Raw genomic sequence first — 26,293 nt, 5'->3', positions numbered from 1 at the left:
CTAACTTTGTTCCTTTCTCTTATAATATTTTATTACAAATTGCTCTGATTCAACGGTTTTAATTAAAATAAATTGTGCTAAATCAAATGTTGAAAAATAAGTGTCTCCTTCATATTTGACTTTAATATAACTAATAATTAATTCATCAGCATACGGTAAGGTTGCTTCATAAATTTTTTTCCCACCACAAATGTAAATATCATCTGTTGGATTGTACTGATAAATATTGATAATATCATTCAAATTTGTTACTACTTTAACATCAGGATGATTAATAACATAATTTTGATTAGTTGTTAAAACTAATGTTTTTCGATTTGGTAATGGTCCACCAATTCCTTCGTAAGTTAAACGACCAAGCAATATTGTTTGCCCAACTGTTGTTCTTTTAAAATGTTGTAACTCTTCTTTTAAATGTCATGGTAAATGATTATTTTTTCCAATTAAATTATTTTCATCCATTGCTCATAATAACTTAATCATTAAACAGCAACAACTCCTTTAATTAATGAATCTGGATTATAATTTTCAAGGGTAATATCTTCATAACCAAAATCAAATAAAGAATTAATTGTTGGGTTTAATTTCAATGTCGGTAATTTGTGTGGTGTTCTTGTTAACTGCACATTAATTTGCGAAAGATGATTTTTGTAAATATGGCAATCTCCCAACGTATAAACAAAATCACCAACTTCTAATCCTGAAACTTGTGCAATTAAATGCGTTAACAATGAATAACTTGCAATATTAAAAGGAACACCTAAAAACACATCAGCACTACGTTGATATAATTGACAACTTAATTTATTATCTTTTGAAACATAAAATTGCATTAAAGTATGACATGGCGGTAACGCCATTTCCTCAACCTCGGCTGGATTTCAAGCACTAATAATATGGCGACGTGAATATGGATTTGTTTTTAAATTATCTAGCAAAGTCACTAACTGATCAACACCATTAAAGTTTCGTCATTGTTTTCCATATACCGGTCCTAAATCACCAAAAGCAGTTGCAAAAGCAGCATCGGTTTTAATCTTTTCCACAAATTCAGGTAATGACTCATTCTGATATTGTGATGATGCTTTATATTTTTCATATGGTCACTCATTTCAAATTCGAACATTGTTATCAACTAAATACTTAATATTCGTATCACCTTTAATAAACCATAATAATTCATAGACAACTGATTTAAAATGAACCTTTTTTGTTGTTAATAACGGAAAACCTTTTTGTAAATTAAAACGCATTTGATAACCAAAATAAGAAATTGTACCAGTATTTGTTCGATCATCTTTGTCTTGACCGTGATTTAAAATAAACCGTGCCATCTTAAGATATTGTTCCATTAATTTTCACCTTGTTTTCTATTTTTCCATACTTAAATCTTACCTTATTTCAAAATAAAATCATCAGAAAAAATAAAAAAAATATTAACAATATTATTTTTTTATGTTATCATATGAATAATCATAAGAAGTGAATAGCAATGAATAAATTTTTAAAACATATCATTAAAAAAATTAGGTTTTCATTAAGTTTATTTATTCCTGGAACTTTTAATCCTCTTCGTAGTAAATATGAAAATGAAACAGAATTTGATTATGCTTATATTTTAACTAATTCAATTCATCAAGAAAATGTTATTAATGAAACAGAAGTTACTTTAATCAACGAAGAAAATAATTGCCAATATAATAAACAAATTATTCGCAAAATTAATCGGTTTTCAAAACCAAATCAAAATGTTCTATTAGTATGCTTAGGTTTTGTCGTTTGATTTTTTAAATTTAAAAAGAGTACTTTACCACCACAAGTATGATAAAATAATACAAGCAAAATAAATTAACGACCTAAAATATATAACAAAATAATTTTTTCAAATATAACCTTTCAAATTTAAATACTGTATAAGAAGTCTAGATTTAACCCTTATCTAGACTTTTTTATTAATAATAAAAAAAATAAAAACAAGGAATGATTCCTTGTTTTTATTTTTTTAAAAATCAGGGGTCAAACGGAACATCAAGACCAAATCAACCATTAATTAAATCATGAACTGCTTGTAAGTTAAAGTACAACATAACAATCACTACTACTGCAACAATTAAGACCGCCAAGATAACAATTAATACGATTGCTCATATTGGTAATCTTTGTTTTTCTGAATCTTCGTCATAGCCCTCAAGGTTTGCATTATTCACTCTTTGATTAAAATTATTACCTTGTGCAAATGGCATTTTAACTGGTTCCATTTGTCCCAAGCCTGCACCATTTGGATTAAATTCTGAAGTTGAATTAAAATCACTTGGAGTGTTAAAACTAGGAGCAGCATTAAAGTCTGGTGTTGGTCCAAAACTTGGCCCTTGATCATTAAAGTTATTTGCTGGACCAAAATTTGGATTTAGTTGTCCAAAATTACTTCCCGTATTAAAATCTGAATCAAAATCATTACCACCTGAATTAGGATTTGAAAATGGAGCAATATCATCATCAAAATCATCATTAAAGTCACCAAAATCACCATCATCTTTATGTTGATGTTTCATTAAATCTGGATTCATAATTGCAAAATGACTACCATCATCATGTGCTTGTTTTTCTTGTCCTGAATGGTTAGCTTCTTGAGGTGTTTGTTGTGGCATCGGTTGATATTGTTGTGTTAAATCTGGTCCTGCCAACGGCTGATATGCCATCATCATTCCTGGAAATTGTGGATATCCCATCATCATTCCTGGAAATTGTGGATATCCCATCATCATTCCTGGAAATTGTGGATATCCCATCATCATTCCTGGAAATTGTGGCATCATCCCATACTGATTCATTCCCATATTAGGCGCGTTATTTACAACTGGTATTAGATATGGTTGATATATAATTGGTTGATAAATTGATTTGTTGTATTGTGCTTGTAATGTTGTTCCATTAATTCCTAATGCTTGTGAAATATATGATGGATTAAAAGCCGGATTGGGTCCTGCTTTAAAACCATCCTTGTCTAACGGAACCTTAATTGGCTTTGACAATGGTGTTAACGGAGGATTTTGATTAAATAAACTACCACTACCTGTAGTATTGTTAGGATTAAAAGAAATCGAACTATTGTCTATTCCTTCGGTAGTTTTTACTCCACTATTATTCATGTGATACCCCCCACTTTAATATGCCATTTTGTTTGATAAGTATATTATACTATAAAATTGTAAAAAAATAAATAAAATTATTGTCAAAAATAAAAGAAAAGTATATAATTATTGTATTTTATTTTTATTATGGCGGGTTTTAATACGTAAATACTCTTGATCCATTTTACTTACTTCATTAAAAATACTATGACGGTGTTTATATCAGAATGAATATAGAATAATACCCACAATAATTCCCGAAATTAAGTCATTAAAACCTATCATAATGAAATAATAAATGTTATTTTTTGGTGTTCCATCTGATAAACCACGAACAATAAAGGCTCCCGCTAACATCAAGACTGGTAATACAATAAGTGTTCGAAATGAAGAACACAACGCTGCCTTTCGGGCATTATTCATCCCCTGAAATAGCGTAACACCCATAAAAGAAATCGCCGCACACGGGTAACTCATTAGCATTAAGACTGATGTTCACCGATATTGATCAACTAATGATGATGGAAAAGCAAAAGTCATTAATAATTGTGGACCAAGACCAATAAATAATAAGAGGACAAAAAATAATCAACTTCCAATAATAATTAAGCCATATCAGCAAGTTTGATACATCCGTAAATATTTTTTTGCCCCATAATTATATCCAATAATCGATTTAATTCCTTGTGCAAACCCTAACGCAATTGCGGTAAAAAAGACAACTCAAGGTGTCATTGCACTATTAAATAATTGAAACGCTGATAAACCACTTCTTTGTTTTTCATCAAATTGACCTGGCAAATATGACATAATTGTTGATGATAAAATGGAAACTAAAACAATTCCTAAATTATTAAGAAATGATGAAAATCCTAATCGAAAAATTTCTTTTACAGTTGATTTACGAAAATAAAATAAATCTTTTCAATGAAATCGTAAGTATGAATCTTTGTTACGATAAATGCAAATTAATGAAACAACAATAATAAAAACTCATGAGATAATAGTACCAAACATTGTTCCTTCTAATAACAAATTAGCATACTTAACTAATATGATTGAAAAACAAACATTAACTAAAATTGATCCAACCATAATATAAACTACAATCCGCCCTTTTCCATCAGTACGTAATAACGTTAATAATAAGTAACTAATAAACATTAACGGACTCGCCAACAACATTGGAAAAACATAACGCCAAGTTAAATCTTTTGTAATTCATGACCCTTTTTTACTTAACTGAATAAAAATCATAATATTATCTCATTTAGGAAAAACTAAACAAAAAACAAAAAAAGCCGCAACAATTGAAAATAAAATTGTAATTGTTAGGGCATTCCCAGCTAAGGATTGTGTTTGTTGTTTATTATTTTGTCCATATTTAATCGTAAAAGTAATTGAAGTCCCAATTGCAATTAAAACAGCAAATGCTAAAAGAAGGTTGTAAATTTGACCTGAAAAATGAGTTGCTAAATTAACAAAGATTTTTGCTACTTGATAACTTAAAACACCATTATTGTTATTAATATTTTCTCGATATCAATCTAAGTATGGTTGATAATGATAAACATTGGGAGTTACAAATGTTAAAGCAATTAGTTTGTCCAAAATCGGATAGGAAGCTGAAATTGCCATCACAAAAACAGTTGGTAATGAAAAAACAAAAATTATTTTTCATAAATTATCATAACGCAACTTAATCTCAGTTTTTGAAAAAACACTTTTGTGCACTAACAGTCCGTCCCTTCTGTAAATCCCTTTCTTATTAATTTTATCGTATTTTCAAAAACATTACTAGAATAAAAAGTAATATTGCATTATTTTTTATTTAATATCACTTTCCAATGAAATTGCATCAACAACATTAGCTTGTAAATTATTACGGTTTTGTTGCTCAAAATCATCTGGATGATCAATTAATTTCGCTTTATTTTTTCGTCAAGTTGAAATTAACATTGGACCAATAATGAAGGCACAAATTAAATCATTTAAGCCAATCAAAATAAAGTAATCAATATTATTGCCAGTTAATAAACTAACTCCATAACCAATGAATGATAATGGGACCATTACAATTAAAGAACGAAGCATTGAACATATTAGCGTTTGGGTTGATTTTCCAATTGCTGAATATAGTGCCATTGAAGTATAAGTTACTGATGCAAAAATATAAGTTGAAAATGCTAAAACAGTGTATCAACGATAGTGACCAACGAGTTCTTGCGGAAAGTTATAAATTAACATCATCTTATCCGCAAATGCTAAAATTAGCAGAAAAACAAATGTAAATCATGCTACCTCTAAAATTGCAACTCGAAAAATAATTCGTTCAATTCGTTTATATTTTTTCGCTCCAAAAGCATAAGCACAAATCGCAGTTGCTCCTTGTGCTAAACCTACACCAGCAGAAGTAAAAATGACAATAAACGGGGAAACGGTAGAATAAACTAACTGACAAATATAAATTCCAACCGAAGTTGTTAATACTTTTTGACCATTAACAGTAATTAAGACATCATCTTGACCTGGCAAATGGACAACTAAAATTGTTGAAATTAAAACTTGAATTGCCATTGCAAAATTAAGAAAAAAGGCTCCAATTCCAATTGGAAATGATCGTTTGATAATTTCTCGTGATCATATCATTTCCCTTCAATTAAATTTACAATATGAATTTTTTGAAAAAATAATAACACAAGCAGAAAACACAATGTTAAAAATTCAAGCCATCATACTTCCCATCATTACTCCCGACATTTGCAAATGTGCTAATTTTGCAAAAATAAACGAAAATAAAACATTAACTGGGATTGAAATAATTTGCATTATTAAAACAATAAATACTTTCCCTTCTGTTCGTAGAAAAGTTGGTAACGCAAACGATAAAAACAATAGTGGTGCACAAAAAATAAACACGCGGGAATATTCTCACGATAAAGTAATATAACGACTTTGCGCCAGTCCTGACATTCCACCATTCATTTGAGCTTTGACCAATAATGCTCCAAAATGTTCATTCATTAAAAAGAATAATACTATGGCAACCAGAATTGATAAAACAATTTGTAAGCCAACCATGTTCCCAACAATTCGTCGCATTTGTGCAATATTACGCCGTCCATATTCCATTGAAAAAACAATTGATGCTCCAACACCAAATAATGATGCAAAGGCAAATAACGTATAAAATGCCGTCATTGTATAACCGGTTGTAATATTTACTAAATTATTTGCGGTATGTTCATCAATAATAAATCGTTTCATAATATCTACACTTGTAAAACTCTGGGCCATATTTTTATCAATAATATTATATAACCCTTGAATAACCATAATTAACACCATTGGACCACAAAAATACCAAATTGCAGATCACGGTTTAGCATAACGCAACTTATGTTCGCGTTTTGTCATTATTAATTTTTCTTCCATTATGTTTCCTCATTATTCTTTCTATGTTTATAAACAAAATCTAATTTAATTAGCAATAATAAATTAGATTCTAGTAAGCGGACCATTCATTTGTTGTTAAAACTATTATTTATTATCCTTGTTAATTTATAATAACTAATTAGTTACAATACGGCGGATAAAACAGTTTTAATGTGTTCAACTGGGGCTACTTTTCGTCATACTTCAATAATTTCAAAATCATTATTTAATAAAAAAGTACTACGTTCAATTCCCATATAAACATTATTAAACATTTTCTTTTGTTTTAACACATCAAACATTTTACATAATCTTTCATCAACATCACAAAGCATTGGAAATTCAACAGCATGATCTTGTTGAAATTTAGTTTGTTTTTTTAAATTATCTCTACTAATACCAATAACATTATAACCTGCCGTTAAAAATTTTTGATAATAACGATTATAAGCAACCGTTTCTAGCGCGCAACCTGCTGTTGCTGCCTTTGGAAAAAAATAAAAAATATAACCCTTTTCTTTTTGAAAATCAGAAATTAGATGTTCTTCTCCATCAGTAAATAAAAATTTTTCTTGCTTTAAATTCATCTGAAATGCTCTCCCCCGCTATTGCAATAATAGAAAAGACAATAATAATTGATTACTGTCTTTTAAAAAGTTTTATTAAATACTTTGTTGCTTCTAATTTATTTTTTAAAATATTAAATGATAGTTTTAAATCTAAAAATATTAAATATAATGAAATTTCAGTAATATCAAACTTATATTCTAATTCACAGATCTCTTTTTCAATATTTTTTATTTGGTCGGTAATATTTTCATAATCATCAACAACGGTGCTATTATTTAAACTTGCTCGTTCTTGCAATTCACTAAGATCTAAATTGACATCCTAAACTGTTAACATTAGTTCATTTAACGATTGTTCAATTTTTTCTTCGCGTAAGGACATTTGTTCCTCTTTTTGTTCCATATTATTTTCCCCCTACTTTACAAATATAATATATCATAAAATAAGAATAAAATGAAAAAAGGTTCTTTAAAATTACTTTAGTAATTAATTACTAAACCTTTAAAACGAGTAACTGAATTAATGGTTTCACAAATTCCTTGCACTCCTTGCCCTGAATCATGAATTCCTAAAAATGGAAATGAATCAGGACCACGTTGCGTACGACCATTAATATTAACAGTTCCTGTTTCTAATTCACCAGCAATTTTGAAAGCAGCATTAATATCATTAGTAAAAATACATGCTTGTAACTTAAAATTCGATTTATTTGCTAACATAATCATTTCTTCAACATTTTTACAACGAATAATTGGTAAAACAGGTCCAAATGGTTCTTCTCAGGCTAATCGCATATCTGCTGTAACATGGTCAATTAAAGTTGCACTAAGTAAATTATCTTTCCGTTGATTTCCAATAACTAAAGTTGCTTTTTTTGCCAAAGCATCATCAATTAATTCTTGGACAAATTCAGCAGCCTTAATATCAATTACTGGAATAATTGCTTTGTTTTCTAACGGTGAACCCATCTCTAACTTGCTAACTTCTGTTTTTAATCGTGCAACTAATTCATCAGCAATTGTTTCATCAACTAAAACACGTTTAATTGCTGTACAACGTTGTCCTGAATAAGAATAAGCTCCACCAATAATTTCTTTCACAGCTTTTGCTAAATCAGCATCTTTTAACACTAATGCTGGATCTTTTCCACCTAATTCTAAAACTAAATCTTTGCCATGGCCTAATTTACGAATGTGATTTCCAACGGCAACAGAACCAGTAAAAGAGATTACATCAATTTCTGGATTTAAAACTAGTAAATCACCAATATCGCGACCACGACCTGTTACAACATTAAAGACACCTTTCGGAAAACCAACTTCATGCGCTAATTTTGCCATATATAATCCCGTTAAACTCCCATTTGTTGCTGGTTTAAAAACAACACTATTTCCAACAACTAAACTTGGAACAATTTTAGCAATACTTAAGTTAACCGGATAATTAAATGGTGAAATTGCTAATACAACGCCTTTCGGAACACGGGAAAAAATGCCAAGTTTATTTTGAACATTTCAACCATCGCCTGTTAAAGTTTCTGGAAAAACTCGTTTTGCTTCTTCAATTGTGTAATCAATATATTCAATGCTTCGTTCAACTTCAACTTGGCCATCTTTTAAACTTTTGCCAACTTCATAAGCCATAGTTTTTGCCAACTTCGTTTTATGAACTAACAATAAATCTGCTCATTTTCGTAAATAACTAATCCGTTCAAACAAGGTTAATTTTGCTCAAGGTTTTTGGGCTTGGCGTGCTGTTTGAAAAGCTTGCTTAATTTCTTTTTCTTTTAAAGCTGGAACACGTCCATAGGGTTTATTATCAATTGGTGATATAATTTCTAATCAATCGCCATTATTCATTAATTCGCCATTAATTAATGCGTTTAATTCTAAGCTCATTTTTCACTGCCTCTTTTCTCTTCATATTCATTCTACTTCTATTCTATGCTTTTTTAAAATTATTAAAAGTTAATTTCATCATTTAACTTATTGTTTTTAATAAAATTGGTTAATTTTGTTAAGACACGGTCACTATATGCTAAGTATTTGTCGACTTTTGCTTTAAAATGTTGATCAAGATTAGGGACAATCCCAAAGTTAGCCTTCATTGGTTGAAAATTAGTTGATGAAGCATTAATAATATAGTTAATTAATGCTCCCATCATTGTTTCAGGAGGAAAAGTTAACATTGCCTTGTTATTTAAAAAGTTTGCAATATTAAGCGCACTAATAATCCCGGTTGCTGCTGATTCAACATAACCTTCAACACCTGTAATTTGACCAGCAAAGAAAACATTTTGTTGTGATTTTAATTGTAAAAATTGATTTAACAACACTGGTGAATTAATAAAATTATTTTTATGAATAACACCATAACGAACAATATTAGCATTTTCTAACCCCGGTATCATTGTCAGAAGACGTTTTTGCTCTGGGAATTTTAAATTAGTTTGAAATCCTACAACATTATACAACGTGTCAATCGCATCATCTTGGCGTAATTGAATAACAGCATATGGTTGTTCACCATTTGGTTTTTCTAACCCAACTGGTTTTAATGGTCCAAATAATAATGATTTAACTCCACGCTTGGCCATTACTTCGATTGGTATACATCCTTCAAAATAAATTTCTTTTTCAAATTCACGTAAAGCAACTGTTTCAGCTGTAATCAATTCTTGTACTCATCTTTCAAACTCTGCTCTTGTCATTGGACAATTAATATAATCTTTACTTTCACCTTTATCATAGCGTGACTTATAATAAACCTTTTGAAAATCAATACTTTCCTTTGCAATAATTGGTGCTGCTGCATCATAAAAATAAAAGTATTCTTTTCCTAATAACTGTTGAATCTCTTTTTGTAAACTTGGTGTTGTTAATGGTCCTGATGCAATTATAGTAATTGCTGTTAAATCAATTGTTGCAACTTCTTGATCAATTAAAGTTACATTAGGATGTTTTGTTACCCAAGTTGTAACATAATTTGAAAACTGTTGGCGATCAACCGCTAAAGCACCACCAGCCGGGACACGACTAGCATAAGCAGCTTTAATAATCAATGAATCAAAAGCTAGCATTTCTTGTTTTAAGAGCCCAACACCATTTGTTAAACTATCACTTCGTAATGAATTTGAACAAACTAATTCCGCAAAACTATCTTGCTTTTGCACTGGGTTTTTATTAATTCGTTTACTTTCATATAAATTAATCTGAAACCCTCTTCTTGCCAACTGATAAGCTGCTTCAGTTCCAGCTAAACCAGCACCAATAATATTAATTTTTAGTTTTGCCATAGTTTACCTTTTCTTTTAATTGGTCATATTGTTCCAAATATTTCGCATATTTCTCTTGTTCAACTTTAATTTTCTCTGGAGTTGCCTTTGCCAAAAAGTTTTGATTATCTAAAATATTCTTACTACGGATAAGCTCTTGTTCTAAGCGTTTTAATTCAGCGGTTACTTTCATTTGTTCTGCTGCTAAATCAATAATATCATTAGCAACCACTTCTAAAATCACATCTGTTAATGGAACTGTGATATATGTTTGTTTCAGATCTTTTTCTTTTAAAATACCTTTAATTTCACTATTTACCATTTTAAAAATGAAATCATTAATTAATGGAATTATTGCCCCATTAATTTTTATTTTATTATTTGTCGCATCTAATCAAATTTCAATTACTTGTTGTTTTTTAATTTGATAATTACTACGTAATTCCCGCATTGCAGCAATAATTTCAGTTACTAAATTTAAATATTCTACATCATAATTAAAATTAGTTGTTGGATATGTTTCTAACATAATTGATGCTTTTAAATTTAATTTTTGATAAATTTCTTCTGTTACAAATGGAATAAAGGGATGTAACATCACTAAAATTTGTGTTAAAACATAAAATAATGTTTGTGTTGTTACAGCTTTGATTCTTTGATTATCACTTTGTAAATTAACTTTTGTTAATTCAATATATCATGAGCAAAACTTATTTCATACAAAATCATATAAATCCTTACCAACTAAAACAAACTCGTATCTTTCCATATTAACCTTAACTTTATTAATTGTTTTTGTTAACTCTGTTAAAATTCATTGGTCAATCGCATTTTCTTGATGTTTAGTTAATAGTGCTACAATTTCTTGGTCAAACTTTAGCAATGGTTTAAAATCACTTGCTAAATTCATTTCAACATAACGTGCCGCATTCCATAACTTGTTAATAAAATTTCAAGCCCCATTAATTTTTTCTTGCGAATATCGTAAATCTTGGCCTGGCGCACTATTTGTCACTAAAAAATAACGTAATGTATCAGTTCCATAATCATTAATAACATCCATTGGATCAATCCCATTTCCTAATGATTTACTCATTTTGCGACCTTCTTCATCACGAATTAAACCATGAATTAAAACATCATTAAATGGTTTTTCATTAGTAAATTCTAATGAATCAAACATCATTCTTGAAACTCAAAAGAAAATAATATCATAACCAGTTACCAAAACATTAGTTGGAAAATAACGTTGAAATAATGTTTCATTTCAAGTTCATCCTAATGTTGTAATTGGTCACAATGCTGATGAAAATCATGTATCTAAAACATCTTCATCTTGTAATCAATTATTTGTATCATCTGGTGGTGTTAATCCAACATGGATTTTAGTCGGGTCGTCTTTCATATATCACGCTGGAATTTGATGTCCTCATCATAGTTGACGGGAAATACATCAATCTTGAATTTTTTCCATTCAATTAATTAATGTTGTGTTAAACCGTGATGGATAAAATTTAATTTGATCTTTTGTTTCTTGAAATTTAATAATTTTTTTCGCAAAAGAATCCATTTTAACAAATCATTGGTCAGATAAATATGGTTCAACAATTGCTCCACTTCGTTCAGAAAAACCAACTTGATGAAAATGGTCTTTGATTTCAACAACTAAATTTTGTTTTGTTAAAGCAGTAACTAAATTTTGTCGGGCAATAAATCGATCTTGATTAACATATTCCCCCGCCATTTCATTCATTGTTCCATCAGTATTCATACAAATCGGCATTGCTAAATTATGACGCAACGCAATTTCAAAGTCATTAGCATCATGGGCTGGTGTACATTTCATTGCTCCCGTACCAAATTCTTGGTCAACATAGTCATCACAAAGAACAGGAATTAACTCACCATTTGCTGGATTAATAACCTTTTTATTTCAATATTGCCGATAACGTTCATCATTTGGATTAACAACCACGCATTGATCAGCAAACATTGTTTCTGGGCGGGTTGTGGCAATAGTTAGATATTCACTAGTACTATTTTCTAGAAAATATTTAAAATAATACATTTTACCTTTTTGTTCTTGATATAAAACTTCAATATTTGATAAGGCTGTTTTTTGCACTGGATCTCATGAAATAATTCGTTTTCCACGATAAATTAATCCTTTTTGATATAAATCAATAAAGACTTTTTGAACCGCTGCTGACAAATTATCATTTAGAGTAAATTGTTCACGCGAATAATCTAACGCTAACCCCAACTTGGCTCATTGCTCACGGATTACCTCCGCATACTCTTCTTTTCATGCTCAAACTTGTTCAACAAATTTTTCACGGTCTAAATCATGCCGTAAAACATTTTTTGTTATTCGTAACCGTTCTTCAACTTTTGCTTGCGTCGCAATCCCGGCATGATCCATTCCTGGTAAATATAACGTATCAAACCCCATTAACTTTTTATAACGAATAATTAAATCTTGTAAAGTTGTATCTCATGCATGCCCTAAATGTAGCTTTCCAGTGACATTTGGCGGAGGAATCACAATACTAAAACTTGGTTTATTACTCTTTAAAACACCGGTAAAATACCCAGCATCTTTTCAAAATTGATACTTTCCTTCTTCAACAAGATTATGATTATACTTTTTACTTAATTCCTTTGCCATTAAATCTCCTATCTAAATAAAAACTCCTATTATTTTGTTAAAATAATAGGAGCAATTATTATTTAATAATTACGGTACCATCCTTTTTTAATAAGTACAAACTTATTATCTTAATTAAAATATCAAGTTGAAATATTGGTAACCTTCATTAAACAAATAGATTAATTTCACACCACCAATTAACTCTCTGAACTATTTTGTTTAATTACTCCTCTAATATTTATGGTTTTATTATAATTCTTTTTTGATTAATTGCAACAATTTTACCAGTTTTATCTTTATTCTTAATTGTTTAACTAAGTAAATAAACTAATTGATCCAATGGCTGTTGTAACAATAATTCAAAATGGCAAAATAATAATTGACATTAAAGTTGATAATAATGTTACATTACTTGTTAACAAGGTTTCTTTCTTGAAGTTAATTGAATATGCAACAATTACCGAAGCTGGTGGAGCTGCTAACATAATTATAATAATTGTTAAGCCCATACTACTCATTGTTCAAGCCCCAGTTTCTTTTCCAATTGCTGTTACAATCAAGGTTATTACTAAGCCAATAACTGGCGCTAGTAAAACCTTCATAATTGTCCCATATCATGTTTTAAAACTTTTTAAACTATCTTTTAACGTCTCTTTTGTTAAATTAATTCCAATTGCTAAGCATGCTAACGGCGTGCAAATTGCTTGTAATGTTACTAAAATTTTTTTAATTGGAGGAAAAGTATTATCTAATCGTAATGATGAAAATGATTTGCCACTACCAAGCACATTTTGATCAGGAACAACAGCAATTCCCGGAATCAACTGTGTTACTCAAAAGGTAAATCCAATAATTGTCGCTAATAAAATTGGATTCAATAAAATCTTCTTAGAATTAGTTTTAAACATTTTTCAGCCATAAGCATATCGATTCTTAAAACTATTTCTAATAACAACCTTATCTTGTAAATAACCCTTATTATCTTTGCCCATAATAATAAATCCTAATGAATATAAAAAGACATAGTACGGAACATTAAAAATATTTGAAGCAATTTTTGCATCAGATCCCGGAAACAACGCCGTTACAATTGGAATACCAAAAAAAGAAGTTGCTGCAAAAGTAATACTCATTGATAACGCATCTTGGACATCACGATCATATTTAATATAAAAGTATTTTGCAATAATCCCTAAAATAATATAAAATAAAAAACCGCTTAATAAAACAGCCGCTTCTTGTTTAACATTTTCAACAGTAGCATCAGACATAAATCCTTCAAAAACTAAAGCTGGTAAACCAATTACAACTAATATTTTAATAAAAACAACATCTCATTCTTGTTTTAATGTTACTTTTTTTGTTAAAAGTCATCCTAAAAATATCACAAAAATTGTAGCAATAATGGCACTTCAAAACCTTCATGCTGTTAATATGTCAATAATTGCCTTGCTAACTTTATTTTCATCCAATAATAACTGCATTATGTCCTCCATTTAGCATTCTTTTTAATTTTACCGCTTAAAAATAAAAATAAAAGTTATTTCTAACTTTTATTTGTTTCATTTTCTGCGTTTACTTCTTCTGCCCCTTTTAAATTATTGTTTCAATCTTTATACATGAAAAAGATAAATCCACCAAATAAAATAATAGACTTCTTGCGATACCCTTTTTTATTAAAATATTATTATAAAATATAATTTATGAGGACATAAAAATATGAACAATAATAAATTTAATACTCTTAATGATAGAGAATGGTTAAGATTAACAGGAATAAAAAAATCCACTTTTAATAAAATGTTAGATATTTTAAAAGTTGCTGAAATAGAAAAATTTAAAAAAGGTGGTAAAACTAATAAATTATCATTAGAAAATAGATTATTGATGACTTTATTATATTGACGAGAATATCAGACTTATTTTCATCTTGGTAAAAGTTTTGATATTAGTGAGGCTAATTGTTATCGTAATATTAAGTGAATTGAAGATATTTTAATTAAAAACTCTGATTTTCAACAACTTGCTGGTAAAAAAGCACTAATAAATGATTATTTTAATAGACTTCTTGCATTACTTGTTAAAAAATTGCAAATATTTGTAAAAAAGATACTAATAGAAAAATATAATTTTAATTAATTATGTTTTTTATTTAAAAATTTAATATTTTTCCACAACGAAAAATTAATTTATTATTTAAATTATTTAATTTTAAATAAATATTTTATGTTAAATATAATAATTGTAAATTATAAATTGAGGCAATTAAATTAAATCTTAAACCAAATCTTTTTCTTCGATTACGATATTTTTCTGTAATAATTTTAAATTTTTTAAGAATAGCAAAAATATTTTCAATAATAATTCTCATTTTTGAAACTAGTCTATTATATTGCTTTTGTTCTTTGTTTAAAGGGTTTTTCTTTGTTTTCTTTGTAGGTATTAGAACATTATTGTGATTTTTTTGTATTCCTTGATAACCACTATCAACTATTAATTTGGTATTTTTTAAAATTGGGATTTTTGATTCTTTAAATAAAGCATAATCATGTTTTTTTCCGAGCGAAAAACTTGTTGCAATAATTTTTTTGGTTTCTTGTTCGATAATTACTTGTGTTTTGATCGTGTGTTTTTTCTTTTTACCAGAATAAGATTGTTTTTGTCTTTTTTTGGGCGTTGGATTGGAGTTTCGGTAGCATCAATAATAATAGTTTTATCATTAGACTTCTTGCGATACCCTTTTTTATTAAAATATTATTATAAAATATAATTTATGAGGACATAAAAATATGAACAATAATAAATTTAATACTCTTGGAATGGCAAGGGTTTTTTGGACAAATTTTATGTAGAGTAAAGATTTTTATATTCAATTGGTGTTAAATAATTTAATTTGCTGTGAATTCGTACATTATTGTATCAATTAACATAGTCAAATAATTCTAATTTAAATTGTTCAATATTTTTAAATTTTCTGTTTTTAATTAATTCTGTTTTTAAAATTTTATAGGTTGATTCAGAAACAGCATTATCATAAGGACAGCCTGGTTTACTATAAGATTTTGCAACATTGTTTTTAGCTAAAAGATTGTAAATGATATTGTTATTAAATTCGCTGCCTTGATCAGTATGAAATATTTTAATATTATCTAAAGAAAAACTAAGCTTTTTAAAAGTATTTTCAACTAATTTGGCATCTTTATGAGAACTAACATCATAACCAATAACTTCACGATTAAATAAATCAATTAGAAAGCACACATAATATCATTTGCTATTGATAGCAACTTGTGTTAAATCACTGACAACAACTTCATGTAGTTTATAATTATTAAATTCTTGATTTAACAAATTATGATATTTGTATATAGCGTTTTTGTTACTTTGATGTTTATATTTAAGTTTTGTATAATTGGAAATTAAGTTATATCTTTGCATTATTTTACTAATTTTTATTCGTGATAATAAAATATTTTGTTGTGCTAACATAACTTTAATTTTTCTTGTGCCATAATTTTTACGACTTTTTAAGAAAATACTGATAACAGCATTATCAATAGTATGGTTTGATTTAGGATTATTTGATTTCAATTGATAATAAAACGTTGATCTAGGAACTTTTAGTGTTTTGCATAAATTAGTAATTGCATATTTTTCTTTGTTGTTTTTAATAATTACTATTTTTTGCCTATTATCAGTGTGGCTTGCTTTAAAATATCATTTTCCATTCGTAATTGTTTAATTTCTTTTCTTAGATGAATTAGTTCATTTTCTTCTGGGCTTCGATTATCTTTTGCTTTAAATGAACCAGAATTATTGAATTCATAAATTCATTTTCAAACTGTTGATTTACCGACCTGATAGTCACTGGACAATTGTTTTGCTGTTTTACCTGTTTTATAAAGACTAACAATTTGTTGTTTAAATTCATCGGTATAATGATTCTTTGCCATAATTACACCTCCATTTATTAATTTAATTATAATCCTTACTCCACATTATTGTTGTCCAATTTATCTTAACCCATCCATCTTAATGATAGAGAATGGTTAAGATTAACAGGAATAAAAAAATCCACTTTTAATAAAATGTTAGATATTTTAAAAGTTGCTGAAATAGAAAAATTTAAAAAAGGTGGTAAAACTAATAAGTTATCATTAGAAAATAGATTATTGATGACTTTATTATATTGACGAGAATATCAGACTTATTTTCATCTTGGTAAAAGTTTTGATATTAGTGAGGCTAATTGTTATCGTAATATTAAGTGAATTGAAGATATTTTAATTAAAAACTCTGATTTTCAACAACTTGCTGGTAAAAAAGCACTAATAAATGATTATTTTAATGATAAAACTATTATTATTGATGCTACCGAAACTCCAATCCAACGCCCAAAAAAAGACAAAAACAATCTTATTCTGGTAAAAAGAAAAAACACACGATCAAAACACAAGTAATTATCGAACAAGAAACCAAAAAAATTATTGCAACAAGTTTTTCGCTCGGAAAAAAACATGATTATGCTTTATTTAAAGAATCAAAAATCCCAATTTTAAAAAATACCAAATTAATAGTTGATAGTGGTTATCAAGGAATACAAAAAAATCACAATAATGTTCTAATACCTACAAAGAAAACAAAGAAAAACCCTTTAAACAAAGAACAAAAGCAATATAATAGACTAGTTTCAAAAATGAGAATTATTATTGAAAATATTTTTGCTATTCTTAAAAAATTTAAAATTATTACAGAAAAATATCGTAATCGAAGAAAAAGATTTGGTTTAAGATTTAATTTAATTGCCTCAATTTATAATTTACAATTATTATATTTAACATAAAATATTTATTTAAAATTAAATAATAAATTAATTTTTCGTTGTGGAAAAATATTAAATTTTTAAATAAAAAACATAATTAATTAAAATTATATTTTTCTATTAGTATCTTTTTTACAAATATTTGCAATTTTTTAACAAGTAATGCAAGAAGTCTATTATTTCACAATTTTTTTCTTATTAACAAACTTATATGAACAAAAATTATACAGGGTTCCTAGCCCAAAAACTAACCCTGCAATAGCAATCACAGCGATGATAAACCATACCACCCCAGGAATTCCAGCTAATGATTTATGAACATTTAAGAAAAAATATTGATAGGGAAATGCTTTCCCCGCTTGTCAACGAAATTCACCACGAATCATATTCACAATTGTTCATACAATTGGATAAAAATAAAATTTTCAAAGATCTTGTCTTCAATAAACTTTTGTTGTTTTAATATTATTTTCTCGTTCCATAAAGAATAAAAAATAAACAATCATGACTATTGGACAAATAACGTGTTGAATTGTTGAATACAACCAAGCTCTTCAAGTTTGTGGTTGTTCAACTGGTAATAACATTAAATTAAAAATTAAAAAAGTAATACTAATATAAATTGTAATTGCTAAAGTCATATTGTAACCTAATCACTTGTTTTTTCCTTCATATTTAGGAAATAACCCTGCTCCAAGTAATCAGGCAAATACTAACAGATTTATTTGAATTGTAAAATAACTAAAATAATTAAAAGTATAATCACCTTTATCATTGATAAAGTTTTTTGTTGTTTCCTCTGATCATGTCGGATTTTTCACAGTAACAGTAATTCCATGAACATAACTTTCAATCAATGCCGCAAAAATACCGTACCCAATTAAAACTGCAAAGAGTAATTTGTAGTAAACTCGTCAGTCTCTTCATATCTCCTTCTTGTAAAACATTTTAATCCTCCTTTTAAATATTTCAATTATTATATAATTAAAAAAATACTAATGCTACCTTTTGGGGTAAATTAGTATTTTTATTTTTGTTTATTTTGCTGGTTTTTGATAAACTGATGCTTTTGTTTTGTTTCGTCCAAATTTTTCAAACTTAACAATCCCATCGATTAAAGCAAATAAGGTATCATCCCCACCACGCCCAACATTTACTCCTGGGTGAACTTTTGTTCCGCGTTGACGATAAATTATTGATCCAGCTCGAATTCCTTGGCCATCAGCTCTTTTTGCGCCTAAACGTTTTGAATGTGAATCACGACCATTTTTAGTCGACCCTACTCCTTTTTTTGAAGCAAATAACTGTAAGCCTAATAAGAACTTCATCATTATTCTTCAACCTCCTTTACACTAATAAATTCTTGGTATTGCTGATAAATTGTTAAAAATTGATAATACATCGTTTGTAAAATAACTTGTAAATCAGAACTATTTTCTTTTACGATGATAGTAATTAATCCTTCATTAATAACAAATTCACAACTATTTGGTTTAATTTGATCAATTGCATTTAAACCACCTGTTGCAATTCCTGTTATTGCTGCACAAACAAGGTCTTTACCATATTCACCTGCCTGTGCATGACCAGTAATTTCAATTTTTGTAAATTTTTGTTCAGTTTTATTAATTATAATTTTAATCATAATTATTTATCATTTTTTTCTGTTTTTGTTACTGGTTTTTTTGCTGATGTTGTTGTTGAAGTTTTTGCAGCAGGTTTCGCCGCAGTTGTTGATTTTACTGTTGCCGGTTTTGCTGCTGGTGCTGGTTTACTTACCACAGGTTTCACAACCGGTTTTGGTTCAGCACTCGTTGCAGGTTTTGCTACTGCTGCTGGTTTAGTTTCTGCTGCTACAGCTGGTTTTGCTGTCCCTGACAATAAAATTTGGTCAATTTTAATTTTTGTGTATGGCTGACGATGACCATACTTCTTATGTTGTGTTTTCTTTGGTTTATAATGAAACACAACAATTTTCTTTTGTTTTCCTTGTTTTAAAATTGTCCCGGTTACTGATGCCCCTTTTAAAAAGGGAGTTCCTACTTTTCCATCAACCATTAAAACTTCGGTAAAATTAACTTTTTCACCTTCGTTACCGTTTAACATTTCAACAAATATTTCATCACCTTGAGAAACACGTAATTGTTTCCCCCCAGTTTTAATTATTGCAAACATTTTTACACCTCCAGTTTATACTCGCCTTGTAAGTAGATAAGTATTACATATCCTTTAGGTACTTAAAAGTCAAAGAGCGGTTGAAACTGAAACAACCATAATTAATTATATCGTTATCTTGAAAAAATTCAATAAATATTTTATTTTTTAATATTTCTTAACTTAATTTTAATTATTATATTAGACTTCTTGCATTACTTGTTAAAAAATTGCAAATATTTGTAAAAAAGATACTAATAGAAAAATATAATTTTAATTAATTATGTTTTTTATTTAAAAATTTAATATTTTTCCACAACGAAAAATTAATTTATTATTTAAATTATTTAATTTTAAATAAATATTTTATGTTAAATATAATAATTGTAAATTATAAATTGAGGCAATTAAATTAAATCTTAAACCAAATCTTTTTCTTCGATTACGATATTTTTCTGTAATAATTTTAAATTTTTTAAGAATAGCAAAAATATTTTCAATAATAATTCTCATTTTTGAAACTAGTCTATTATATTGCTTTTGTTCTTTGTTTAAAGGGTTTTTCTTTGTTTTCTTTGTAGGTATTAGAACATTATTGTGATTTTTTTGTATTCCTTGATAACCACTATCAACTATTAATTTGGTATTTTTTAAAATTGGGATTTTTGATTCTTTAAATAAAGCATAATCATGTTTTTTTCCGAGCGAAAAACTTGTTGCAATAATTTTTTTGGTTTCTTGTTCGATAATTACTTGTGTTTTGATCGTGTGTTTTTTCTTTTTACCAGAATAAGATTGTTTTTGTCTTTTTTTGGGCGTTGGATTGGAGTTTCGGTAGCATCAATAATAATAGTTTTATCATTAAAATAATCATTTATTAGTGCTTTTTTACCAGCAAGTTGTTGAAAATCAGAGTTTTTAATTAAAATATCTTCAATTCACTTAATATTACGATAACAATTAGCCTCACTAATATCAAAACTTTTACCAAGATGAAAATAAGTCTGATATTCTCGTCAATAGACTTCTTGCATTACTTGTTAAAAAATTGCAAATATTTGTAAAAAAGATACTAATAGAAAAATATAATTTTAATTAATTATGTTTTTTATTTAAAAATTTAATATTTTTCCACAACGAAAAATTAATTTATTATTTAAATTATTTAATTTTAAATAAATATTTTATGTTAAATATAATAATTGTAAATTATAAATTGAGGCAATTAAATTAAATCTTAAACCAAATCTTTTTCTTCGATTACGATATTTTTCTGTAATAATTTTAAATTTTTTAAGAATAGCAAAAATATTTTCAATAATAATTCTCATTTTTGAAACTAGTCTATTATATTGCTTTTGTTCTTTGTTTAAAGGGTTTTTCTTTGTTTTCTTTGTAGGTATTAGAACATTATTGTGATTTTTTTGTATTCCTTGATAACCACTATCGACTATTAATTTGGTATTTTTTAAAATTGGGATTTTTGATTCTTTAAATAAAGCATAATCATGTTTTTTTCCGAGCGAAAAACTTGTTGCAATAATTTTTTTGGTTTCTTGTTCGATAATTACTTGTGTTTTGATCGTGTGTTTTTTCTTTTTACCAGAATAAGATTGTTTTTGTCTTTTTTTGGGCGTTGGATTGGAGTTTCGGTAGCATCAATAATAATAGTTTTATCATTAAAATAATCATTTATTAGTGCTTTTTTACCAGCAAGTTGTTGAAAATCAGAGTTTTTAATTAAAATATCTTCAATTCACTTAATATTACGATAACAATTAGCCTCACTAATATCAAAACTTTTACCAAGATGAAAATAAGTCTGATATTCTCGTCAATATAATAAAGTCATCAATAATCTATTTTCTAATGATAATTTATTAGTTTTACCACCTTTTTTAAATTTTTCTATTTCAGCAACTTTTAAAATATCTAACATTTTATTAAAAGTGGATTTTTTTATTCCTGTTAATCTTAACCATTCTCTATCATTAAGAGTATTAAATTTATTATTGTTCATATTTTTATGTCCTCATAAATTATATTTTATAATAATATTTTAATAAAAAAGGGTATCGCAAGAAGTCTATTATTGTATCAATTAACATAGTCAAATAATTCTAATTTAAATTGTTCAATATTTTTAAATTTTCTGTTTTTAATTAATTATGTGTTTAAAATTTTATAGGTTGATTCAGAAACAGCATTATCATAAGGACAGCCTGGTTTACTATAAGATTTTGCAACATTGTTTTTAGCTAAAAGATTGTAAATGATATTGTTATTAAATTCGCTGCCTTGATCAGTATGAAATATTTTAATATTATCTAAAGAAAAACTAAGCTTTTTAAAAGTATTTTCAACTAATTTGGCATCTTTATGAGAACTAACATCATAACCAATAACTTCACGATTAAATAAATCAATTAGAAAGCACACATAATATCATTTGCTATTGATAGCAACTTGTGTTAAATCACTGACAACAACTTCATGTAGTTTATAATTATTAAATTCTTGATTTAACAAATTATGATATTTGTATGTAGCGTTTTTGTTACTTTGATGTTTATATTTAAGTTTTGTATAATTGGAAATTAAGTTATATCTTTGCATTATTTTACTAATTTTTATTCGTGATAATAAAATATTTTGTTGTGCTAACATAACTTTAATTTTTCTTGTGCCATAATTTTTACGACTTTTTAAGAAAATACTGATAACAGCATTATCAATAGTATGGTTTGATTTAGGATTATTTGATTTCAATTGATAATAAAACGTTGATCTAGGAACTTTTAGTGTTTTGCATAAATTAGTAATTGTATATTTTTCTTTGTTGTTTTTAATAATTACTATTTTTTGCCTATTATCAGTGTGGCTTGCTTTAAAATATCATTTTCCATTCGTAATTGTTTAATTTCTTTTCTTAGCTGAATTATTTCATTTTCTTCTGGGCTTCGATTATCTTTTGCTTTAAATGAACCAGAATTATTGAATTCATGAATTCATTTTCAAACTGTTGATTTACCGACCTGATAGTCACTGGACAATTGTTTTGCTGTTTTACCTGTTTTATAAAGACCAACAATTTGTTGTTTAAATTCATCGGTATAATGATTCTTTGCCATAATTACACCTCCATTTATTAATTTAATTATAATCCTTACTCCACATTATTGTTGTCCAATTTATCTTAACCCATCCATATCTAACATTTTATTAAAAGTGGATTTTTTTATTTCTGTTAATCTTAACCATTCTCTATCATTAAGAGTATTAAATTTATTATTGTTCATATTTTTATGTCCTCATAAATTATATTTTATAATAATATTTTAATAAAAAGGGTATCGCAAGAAGTCTATTATTTAAATTATTTAATTTTAAATAAATATTTTATGTTAAATATAATAATTGTAAATTATAAATTGAGGCAATTAAATTAAATCTTAAACCAAATCTTTTTCTTCGATTACGATATTTTTCTGTAATAATTTTAAATTTTTTAAGAATAGCAAAAATATTTTCAATAATAATTCTCATTTTTGAAACTAGTCTATTATATTGCTTTTGTTCTTTGTTTAAAGGGTTTTTCTTTGTTTTCTTTGTAGGTATTAGAACATTATTGTGATTTTTTTGTATTCCTTGATAACCACTATCAACTATTAATTTGGTATTTTTTAAAATTGGGATTTTTGATTCTTTAAATAAAGCATAATCATGTTTTTTTTCCGAGCGAAAAACTTGTTGCAATAATTTTTTTGGTTTCTTGTTCGATAATTACTTGTGTTTTGATCGTGTGTTTTTTCTTTTTACCAGAATAAGATTGTTTTTGTCTTTTTTTGGGCGTTGGATTGGAGTTTCGGTAGCATCAATAATAATAGTTTTATCATTAAAATAATCATTTATTAGTGCTTTTTTACCAGCAAGTTGTTGAAAATCAGAGTTTTTAATTAAAATATCTTCAATTCACTTAATATTACGATAACAATTAGCCTCACTAATATCAAAACTTTTATCAAGATGAAAATAAGTCTGATATTCTCGTCAATATAATAAAGTCATCAATAATCTATTTTCTAATGATAATTTATTAGTTTTACCACCTTTTTTAAATTTTTCTATTTCAGCAACTTTTAAAATATCTAACATTTTATTAAAAGTGGATTTTTTTATTCCTGTTAATCTTAACCATTCTCTATCATTAAGAGTATTAAATTTATTATTGTTCATATTTTTATGTCCTCATAAATTATATTTTATAATAATATTTTAATAAAAAGGGTATCGCAAGAAGTCTATTACAGAAATTTATGATCGTGTTGTTTTTTCAGTTAATAAAAACTTTGGGAAAGCAAGTGCGTTAACTAATTAAAGATATCTTTAAAAAACCTTAATAAATTAATTTTTTTGAGCTATAATTTAAGAAGGATTATAAATATAGTTTTACAAATTACTTTACTTAGTAAGGTTTTTTTGCTTTTTAAATAGGGGGGATTAAGTTGTCGGAAGTTTTAACGGTTCGTGAGAAAAAATTACGGTTTGAACAGCCATGAAAAACAATTGCATACTTTTGTATTCCAACCGTTTTTTTAATGGTCGTCCAAGGATTATATAATATTATTGACAAAAAATTAGCTTTAGCATTTGTTGCGCCTGATGCAATTTATGATTGGTTTTATATTGATGCTTATAATCAAATAACAGGAAGTGCTGTTTCAATTGTGCCATTAGCTGATATGCGGTCATATATTAATGTAGCAACACAATATGCTTCACAAACGTATAATTTACAATGATCATTTAGTATTATGATTGGAATGGGTTGTGCAATGAATTTTTCAATTGCCTATGGACAGCGCGACATTCCGAGAATGCGTTGGATTGCTGGAAATGGTTTTTCAACAACGGTGCTTTTTTCGATTATCATCGCGTTTGCAATTTTTTGTATTGTGTATCCCGGGTGAAATGCTGTTTTCATCACTTCGCAAATGGGGAAAAATTATAATCCAATTACTGAACGTTTATGTTGAGAATATTCTTTCCCAATGTTAGCAGCAGCGTCAATGATGTTTTTGAGTTATTATTTTATGTCATTGCTTCGTAGTGAAGGACGAATGAAATGAGTAACAATAATGATTTTAAGTTCAATTATTATTAATTCTGTTGCAGCAATTTTCTTTATGAAAGTTTGTCATTTGGGAATGTCTGGGGCAATGTTGGGGACAGTTTTTTCGTGAACAGTGCAAGTAATATGAGGATTAATTATTGTTTTTGTATATTGTAAATTCAAATGACACACTTTATTTAATTTCATTATAACACAACAAAATAAGTATTCAATATAATTTTATTTTTAAAATTATGGTTTTTTTATCTAAATTTATGAATTTAGACACACTAAAAATAATTTATTAAATTATTTGATTAATTCAATAAAAAATTATTAAATATGTGATGATAAATTTAAAAATAATTGTTGTGAAGTTAACCACTGTAAACAAGCCCGTGGTTTATTGTTAATAACATCAATAACTCAGTCTATTTCTTGTTGAGTAATATTATTAAAATCTGTTCCTTTAGGAAATCAATGCCTAATATCTCTATTAATTCTTTCAACTAATGGTTTTTGAGTAGGCGTTCCAGCATCACAAAAATAAACATTAGTACAAGCAATTTTTTCTATTTCTTTTCAGTTACTAAATTCTTTGCCTTGATCTGTAACAATTCCTTTAATATTTATGGTTTTGAAAATCTTATTATTTAAAATTTTTTTTATTGCTTTTGTAACTTCTACGACTGAATTTTCATTTAATTTTTTACAGAAAGTTTTTTTGCTTAATTCTTCTGTTAAAACTAAACAACTAGATTGATGGTCTTTCCCAACTACTGTATCCATTTGAAATCAACCAAATTCATATTTATCATGTTTTGCTTGCTCAATAGTTTTAAAATTTCTTATTTTTCCACGGTTATCTTTTCTATTTTTTGTTTTAAATCTTTTACCATGAAAATACAAATTTTCTTTTGATAAATTTAAAAGGCCAGAATAAATATATTTATACAAAGTTTTAACACATATAGGAAATTTACTGCCAAATTCTTTTTCATAGTTTTTACAAATTTGCTCTGGTGTATCATGGTACTTATTAAATCTTTTATCTAATCATCTTAATTTTTCATCTGAAAATATAATAGACTTCTTGCGATACCCTTTTTTATTAAAATATTATTATAAAATATAATTTATGAGG

At 27.1% G+C, this 26,293-nt stretch carries 28 protein-coding genes and 4 pseudogenes; 5 read left to right on the top strand and 27 right to left on the bottom strand.

Annotated features, from left to right (window positions below):
* The gene (locus tag MSROBK_RS03340) at positions 1-483 is read right to left on the bottom strand and encodes a dihydrofolate reductase (protein WP_040093109.1); all 483 of its coding nucleotides are present in this window, start codon (positions 481-483) and stop codon (positions 1-3) included.
* A complete protein-coding gene (gene thyA, locus MSROBK_RS03335; RefSeq protein ID WP_040093107.1) occupies positions 483-1,352 on the bottom strand; it encodes a thymidylate synthase in 870 nt (289 codons plus the stop codon). Before thyA ends, MSROBK_RS03340 begins: the two co-directional genes overlap by 1 nt.
* A 140-nt stretch (positions 1,353-1,492) precedes the next feature.
* Between thyA and MSROBK_RS03330 the strand changes: the two genes are divergently transcribed.
* A complete protein-coding gene (locus MSROBK_RS03330) occupies positions 1,493-1,828 on the top strand; it encodes a hypothetical protein (protein ID WP_040093106.1) in 336 nt (111 codons plus the stop codon).
* Positions 1,829-1,994: 166 nt separating this feature from the next.
* Here MSROBK_RS03330 and MSROBK_RS03325 read toward each other — a convergent pair whose 3' ends face one another.
* The 9 genes from MSROBK_RS03325 to MSROBK_RS03285 form a co-directional block, all read right to left on the bottom strand.
* A complete protein-coding gene (locus MSROBK_RS03325; protein WP_040093105.1) occupies positions 1,995-3,149 on the bottom strand; it encodes a hypothetical protein in 1,155 nt (384 codons plus the stop codon).
* Between the two features lie 108 nt (positions 3,150-3,257).
* Entirely contained in the window at positions 3,258-4,865 is a 1,608-nt protein-coding gene (locus MSROBK_RS03320) for an MATE family efflux transporter (RefSeq protein WP_040093103.1), read from the bottom strand.
* A 93-nt stretch (positions 4,866-4,958) separates the two neighbouring features.
* Complete coding sequence (locus MSROBK_RS03315; RefSeq protein ID WP_040093101.1) at positions 4,959-6,566, bottom strand: MATE family efflux transporter; 1,608 nt, start codon at positions 6,564-6,566, stop codon at positions 4,959-4,961.
* 143 nt (positions 6,567-6,709) lie between these two features.
* The gene (locus MSROBK_RS03310; protein WP_040093100.1) at positions 6,710-7,153 is read right to left on the bottom strand and encodes a peroxiredoxin; all 444 of its coding nucleotides are present in this window, start codon (positions 7,151-7,153) and stop codon (positions 6,710-6,712) included.
* A 52-nt stretch (positions 7,154-7,205) separates the two neighbouring features.
* Positions 7,206-7,433, bottom strand: a complete 228-nt coding sequence (locus MSROBK_RS03305; protein WP_227991402.1) for a hypothetical protein — start codon at positions 7,431-7,433, stop codon at positions 7,206-7,208.
* Positions 7,434-7,615: 182 nt separating this feature from the next.
* Positions 7,616-9,034: an NADP-dependent glyceraldehyde-3-phosphate dehydrogenase gene (locus MSROBK_RS03300; RefSeq protein WP_040093098.1), complete on the bottom strand. Its 1,419-nt coding sequence runs from the start codon at positions 9,032-9,034 to the stop codon at positions 7,616-7,618.
* A 62-nt stretch (positions 9,035-9,096) separates the two neighbouring features.
* Positions 9,097-10,431 carry a methylenetetrahydrofolate--tRNA-(uracil(54)-C(5))-methyltransferase (FADH(2)-oxidizing) TrmFO gene (trmFO, locus tag MSROBK_RS03295; protein WP_040093097.1) on the bottom strand — a complete coding sequence of 445 codons (1,335 nt, stop codon included), beginning with the start codon at positions 10,429-10,431 and terminating at the stop codon, positions 9,097-9,099.
* Positions 10,412-13,078, bottom strand: a complete 2,667-nt coding sequence (locus MSROBK_RS03290; RefSeq protein WP_040093095.1) for a valine--tRNA ligase — start codon at positions 13,076-13,078, stop codon at positions 10,412-10,414. Before MSROBK_RS03290 ends, trmFO begins: the two co-directional genes overlap by 20 nt.
* 296 nt (positions 13,079-13,374) lie before the next feature.
* Positions 13,375-14,544: an AEC family transporter gene (locus tag MSROBK_RS03285; protein ID WP_040093093.1), complete on the bottom strand. Its 1,170-nt coding sequence runs from the start codon at positions 14,542-14,544 to the stop codon at positions 13,375-13,377.
* A gap of 235 nt (positions 14,545-14,779) precedes the next feature.
* On the opposite strand from MSROBK_RS03285, the gene MSROBK_RS03280 reads away from it, so the two are divergent.
* On the top strand, positions 14,780-15,199 hold the full coding sequence (locus MSROBK_RS03280) for a helix-turn-helix domain-containing protein (protein ID WP_052443456.1): 420 nt from the start codon (positions 14,780-14,782) through the stop codon (positions 15,197-15,199).
* Positions 15,200-15,284: 85 nt separating this feature from the next.
* Here the strand turns inward: MSROBK_RS03280 and MSROBK_RS03275 are convergent.
* From MSROBK_RS03275 to MSROBK_RS03265, 3 genes and pseudogenes are all read right to left on the bottom strand, one after another.
* Positions 15,285-15,728 (bottom strand): annotated as a pseudogene (locus tag MSROBK_RS03275) (transposase family protein); the annotation flags it as partial.
* A gap of 176 nt (positions 15,729-15,904) precedes the next feature.
* Positions 15,905-16,705 (bottom strand): IS3 family transposase, encoded by an 801-nt coding sequence (locus MSROBK_RS03270; protein WP_242441467.1) that lies wholly within the window; start codon positions 16,703-16,705, stop codon positions 15,905-15,907.
* A gap of 32 nt (positions 16,706-16,737) precedes the next feature.
* Positions 16,738-17,013, bottom strand: coding sequence for an IS3 family transposase (locus MSROBK_RS03265; protein WP_040092565.1), 276 nt, complete (start codon positions 17,011-17,013; stop codon positions 16,738-16,740).
* A 135-nt stretch (positions 17,014-17,148) separates the two neighbouring features.
* Between MSROBK_RS03265 and MSROBK_RS13080 the strand changes: the two genes are divergently transcribed.
* Positions 17,149-17,520, top strand: a complete 372-nt coding sequence (locus MSROBK_RS13080; RefSeq protein WP_040093092.1) for an IS5 family transposase — start codon at positions 17,149-17,151, stop codon at positions 17,518-17,520.
* Positions 17,505-17,903, top strand: coding sequence for a transposase family protein (locus MSROBK_RS13075; RefSeq protein ID WP_242441474.1), 399 nt, complete (start codon positions 17,505-17,507; stop codon positions 17,901-17,903). The genes MSROBK_RS13080 and MSROBK_RS13075 overlap by 16 nt, the downstream gene beginning before the upstream one ends.
* A 155-nt stretch (positions 17,904-18,058) precedes the next feature.
* On the opposite strand, the gene MSROBK_RS03255 is transcribed toward MSROBK_RS13075, so the two are convergent.
* The 12 genes and pseudogenes from MSROBK_RS03255 to MSROBK_RS12075 all read right to left on the bottom strand — a co-directional run bounded on the left by MSROBK_RS03255 (position 18,059) and on the right by MSROBK_RS12075 (position 24,272).
* Entirely contained in the window at positions 18,059-18,829 is a 771-nt protein-coding gene (locus MSROBK_RS03255) for a Pr6Pr family membrane protein (RefSeq protein WP_052443455.1), read from the bottom strand.
* 90 nt (positions 18,830-18,919) lie between these two features.
* Positions 18,920-19,210, bottom strand: a complete 291-nt coding sequence (gene rpmA, locus MSROBK_RS03250; RefSeq protein WP_040093422.1) for a 50S ribosomal protein L27 — start codon at positions 19,208-19,210, stop codon at positions 18,920-18,922.
* A 2-nt stretch (positions 19,211-19,212) separates the two neighbouring features.
* On the bottom strand, positions 19,213-19,527 hold the full coding sequence (locus tag MSROBK_RS03245) for a ribosomal-processing cysteine protease Prp (protein WP_040093091.1): 315 nt from the start codon (positions 19,525-19,527) through the stop codon (positions 19,213-19,215).
* 239 nt (positions 19,528-19,766) lie between these two features.
* Positions 19,767-20,057 (bottom strand): annotated as a pseudogene (rplU, locus tag MSROBK_RS11455) (50S ribosomal protein L21); the annotation flags it as partial.
* A 345-nt stretch (positions 20,058-20,402) separates the two neighbouring features.
* Positions 20,403-20,801, bottom strand: a complete 399-nt coding sequence (locus MSROBK_RS03235; RefSeq protein ID WP_242441474.1) for a transposase family protein — start codon at positions 20,799-20,801, stop codon at positions 20,403-20,405.
* Positions 20,786-21,070, bottom strand: a complete 285-nt coding sequence (locus MSROBK_RS03230) for a helix-turn-helix domain-containing protein (protein WP_040093087.1) — start codon at positions 21,068-21,070, stop codon at positions 20,786-20,788. The genes MSROBK_RS03235 and MSROBK_RS03230 overlap by 16 nt, the downstream gene beginning before the upstream one ends.
* Before the next feature lie 150 nt (positions 21,071-21,220).
* Positions 21,221-21,619 carry a transposase family protein gene (locus MSROBK_RS13070; protein ID WP_242441474.1) on the bottom strand — a complete coding sequence of 133 codons (399 nt, stop codon included), beginning with the start codon at positions 21,617-21,619 and terminating at the stop codon, positions 21,221-21,223.
* Entirely contained in the window at positions 21,604-22,056 is a 453-nt protein-coding gene (locus MSROBK_RS13065) for an IS5 family transposase (protein WP_040092446.1), read from the bottom strand. Before MSROBK_RS13065 ends, MSROBK_RS13070 begins: the two co-directional genes overlap by 16 nt.
* 146 nt (positions 22,057-22,202) lie before the next feature.
* Entirely contained in the window at positions 22,203-22,859 is a 657-nt protein-coding gene (locus MSROBK_RS03220) for an IS3 family transposase (RefSeq protein WP_242441473.1), read from the bottom strand.
* A 32-nt stretch (positions 22,860-22,891) separates the two neighbouring features.
* Positions 22,892-23,167 carry a transposase gene (locus tag MSROBK_RS03215; protein WP_040093086.1) on the bottom strand — a complete coding sequence of 92 codons (276 nt, stop codon included), beginning with the start codon at positions 23,165-23,167 and terminating at the stop codon, positions 22,892-22,894.
* A gap of 268 nt (positions 23,168-23,435) precedes the next feature.
* A complete protein-coding gene (locus MSROBK_RS12080) occupies positions 23,436-23,819 on the bottom strand; it encodes an IS5/IS1182 family transposase (protein WP_040093085.1) in 384 nt (127 codons plus the stop codon).
* A complete protein-coding gene (locus MSROBK_RS12075) occupies positions 23,820-24,272 on the bottom strand; it encodes an IS5 family transposase (RefSeq protein ID WP_040093083.1) in 453 nt (150 codons plus the stop codon).
* A 269-nt stretch (positions 24,273-24,541) separates the two neighbouring features.
* On the opposite strand from MSROBK_RS12075, the pseudogene MSROBK_RS03205 reads away from it, so the two are divergent.
* Positions 24,542-25,348: pseudogene (locus MSROBK_RS03205) on the top strand (MATE family efflux transporter); the annotation flags it as partial.
* Between the two features lie 137 nt (positions 25,349-25,485).
* On the opposite strand, the pseudogene MSROBK_RS03200 reads toward MSROBK_RS03205, so the two are convergent.
* Positions 25,486-26,241 (bottom strand): annotated as a pseudogene (locus MSROBK_RS03200) (IS30 family transposase); the annotation flags it as partial.
* Positions 26,242-26,293 lie beyond the last annotated feature (52 nt).

The sequence above is a fragment of the Spiroplasma poulsonii genome, assembly GCF_009866525.1.
Taxonomy (GTDB): Bacteria; Bacillota_I; Bacilli_A; order Mycoplasmatales; family Mycoplasmataceae; genus Spiroplasma; species Spiroplasma poulsonii.
This window is presented reverse-complemented; position numbering and strand designations above follow the sequence as displayed.